The organism is Paramagnetospirillum caucaseum (assembly GCF_000342045.1).
GTDB lineage: Bacteria > Pseudomonadota > Alphaproteobacteria > Rhodospirillales > Magnetospirillaceae > Phaeospirillum > Phaeospirillum caucaseum.
The window spans coordinates 1-372 of the sequence record NZ_AONQ01000213.1 but is presented as its reverse complement, the minus strand read 5'-3'; the positions used below and the strand labels follow the sequence as shown (position 1 = coordinate 372).

The following is a 372-nucleotide window of genomic DNA, read 5'->3' as shown; positions in this document are numbered from 1 at the left end:
GGTCCGATGACCCCCATTCGCTTGCGAACCCAACCATCCTCTGCGTCGCGCAGATGGGCGGCCTTGTGAATTCCTCGGTCATGCAGCATCGCCGCCCAGCGATGACCGATTCCCCAAACATCATCGACATCGACTTTGGCCAGGGCCTTCTCTAACCAAGCCGGATTCGCGGATAAGTCCAGGACGCCGCCGGTTTTGGGTGCCTTTTTGGCAACCCGGTTTGCCAATTTGGCCAAGGTTTTGGTTTGGGCAATTCCGATGCAAACAGGAATGCCGGTCCACTGGCGAACCTTCCGCCGGAGAATTCTGGCGAAGCCATCGCCATCCGGAATTCCGGTCAGGTCCACGAAGGACTCGTCGATGGAATAGACC

1 protein-coding gene is annotated in these 372 nt (G+C 58.1%); it reads right to left on the bottom strand.

What is annotated here, in order from left to right:
- Positions 1-372, bottom strand: a 372-nt coding sequence (locus H261_RS23050; protein WP_008622993.1) for a Y-family DNA polymerase, incomplete at both ends; no start/stop codon positions are given.